The organism is Streptomyces beijiangensis (assembly GCF_017315755.1).
Taxonomy (GTDB): domain Bacteria; phylum Actinomycetota; class Actinomycetes; order Streptomycetales; family Streptomycetaceae; genus Streptomyces; species Streptomyces beijiangensis.
The window spans coordinates 1-2,251 of sequence record NZ_JAFLRJ010000469.1 but is presented as its reverse complement, the minus strand read 5'-3'; the positions used below and the strand labels follow the sequence as shown (position 1 = coordinate 2,251).

Here is a 2,251-nt window from a genome sequence, read left to right as displayed (position 1 = left end):
CGGCGGTCAGCGCCAGCGCGTCGGGATCGCCCGGGCGCTCGCCGCGGACCCGGCGCTGATCGTCTGCGACGAGGCCGTCTCCGCGCTCGATGTGACGACCCAGGCCCAAGTGACCGCCCTGCTCGCCGAGTTGCAGGAGGAGCTCGGGCTCGGGCTCGTCTTCATCGCGCACGATCTCGCCGTCGTACGACAGGTGAGCGACCGGGTCGCCGTCATGCGCCAGGGCAGGATCGTGGAGGAGGGGCCGGTCGACGAGGTGTACGGGAACCCCCGCGACCCGTACACCCGACAGCTCCTCGCCGCCGTCCCCGCCCTCGATCCCGCGCTCGCGGCCGTGCGCCGAGCGGCCCGCAAGGAGCTGGCCGCAGCCTGACGCACCGTGACGAAACCGCACCCTAGCGCGACGGAACGTCAACGGGGCGGGAAAGTTACGACGATTCACCCCTTCTGGTGGCGCGATGGACAACCGTCCGTCGCGCCACCGGTCTGTCCGATTACGGTCGTCCCGCTGTGAGTCGCCGCCACCAACGGCTGCCGCGGTCAAGGGAGATCGGGGGTGTTCAGGTTGCGGATCGGACTGCTCACGGAAGGTGGATATCCGTATGCGACGGGTGAGTCCAGGCTCTGGTGCGACCGGCTGGTGCGCGGACTGGGGCAGCACGAGTTCGACGTCTACGCACTGAGCCGCACCGCGGACCAGGAGGCGCGCGGCTGGATCGCGCTGCCGCCCCAGGTGCATCTGGTGCGGACCGCGCCGCTCTGGTCGCAGGACGACGACGGCCTCACGTACGGCCGCCGTGAACGCCGCCGCTTCGCCGGGCACTTCAAGGACCTCGCCGCCGCGATCTGCGGCGAAGGGGGGAACTTCGCGTCGGGCCTCTACGGGCTTGCCGAACTCGCCCTGGAGTACGGCGGCCTTCCCGGGGCGCTCCGCTCCGAGGCGGCCATACGCATCCTCGAATCCGCCTGCCGCACGCCCGGCGCGAACCGCACGGTCCAGGCCGCCAGGGTCCCCGACCACCTCGCCTTCGCCGCCCTCCTGGAGCGCGCGCTGCGGCCCCTCTCGCTGGGCGACTGGTACGACGAGGACAGCCTCGGCGCCGTCGACCTCTGCCATGCCACGTCCGGCGGTTCCGCCGCGCTCCCCGGTCTGCTGGCCAAGCGCTTCTTCGGGGTGCCGCTCCTGGTCACCGAGTACGGCGTCCGGCTTCGCACCCACTACCTGGACCTCGCGGCGGACCAAGTGCCCGCCCCGGTGCGGGCATTGATCACCTCCTTCCACCGCAGGCTGGCCGCCGAGGTGTACGAGCAGGCCGCCGTCATCACCCCCGGCAACACCCACGCCCGCCGCTGGCAGGAGAAGTGCGGCGCCGACCGCGCGAAGCTGCGCACGGTCTACCCGGGCATGGAGGCCGGCCGCTTCGCGGCGGTGGGCGACGCGGAGGACCCGGGCGAGACGGACACGCTGGTCTGGGTGGGCCGTATCGACCCGTCCAAGGACCTCATCGCGCTCCTCCACGCGTTCGCGGAGGTACGCAAAGAAGAACCGGGGGCCCGGCTGCGCATCGTCGGGGCCCCCGCCCAAGGACCCGAGGGCGCGGCATACCTCTCCCACTGTCGCGCCCTCGCGGCACAACTGTTCCCCGACGAGGCGGCCGACCAGCACGCGGTCGGCTCCAACCCCGTCTCCTTCGAGGGGATCGGCGGCCCGGAGACACCGGACCTCTCCGCCGCGTACGCATCCGCCGCGGTCGTCGTGCTCTCCAGCGTGGTCGAGGGCTTCCCGATCAGCCTGGTGGAGGCGATGTTCTGCGGTCGCGCGACGGTCTCGACGGACGTCGGCGCGGTGGTCGAAGTCATCGGCGGTACGGGTCTTGTGGTGCCTCCGCGCAATCCGCGCGCCCTGGCCGACGCGTGTCTCGCCCTGCTCAAGGACCCGGAGCGCAGGGACCGGCTGGGGGCGGCGGCGCGGGCGCGGGCGCTCGAACTCTTCACGGTCGAACAGAACCTCGTGGCATTTAACGGCATTTACCTCGATGTCATCTCGCACTGTCCGGTGCGAAGGAAGGGCGGGGCGCAGCAACTCTTCGCGAATCCCGCGGAGTTGTACGTGGCGGGGCCGTTGCCGTCGGGGGCGCATGTGCCGACGTGGGCGGGGGCGGACCAGTGACGGGAGCCCAGCTGAACGGAGCCCCAGGGTTCGCCCCCGCCCCGGGGCTCCGCCCCGGATCCTGGTCCTCAATCTCCCCCA

Annotated in this window: 2 protein-coding genes; both read left to right on the top strand. The window is 71.9% G+C overall.

Annotation, left to right across the window (positions count from 1 at the left end; all coding sequences use genetic code 11):
• Positions 1-373, top strand: a 373-nt coding sequence (locus J0695_RS34790) for an ABC transporter ATP-binding protein (protein ID WP_206968767.1), incomplete at its 5' end; no start/stop codon positions are given.
• Between the two features lie 192 nt (positions 374-565).
• Positions 566-2,170 (top strand): DUF3492 domain-containing protein, encoded by a 1,605-nt coding sequence (locus J0695_RS34785; protein ID WP_206968768.1) that lies wholly within the window; start codon positions 566-568, stop codon positions 2,168-2,170.
• Positions 2,171-2,251: the final 81 nt, after the last annotated feature.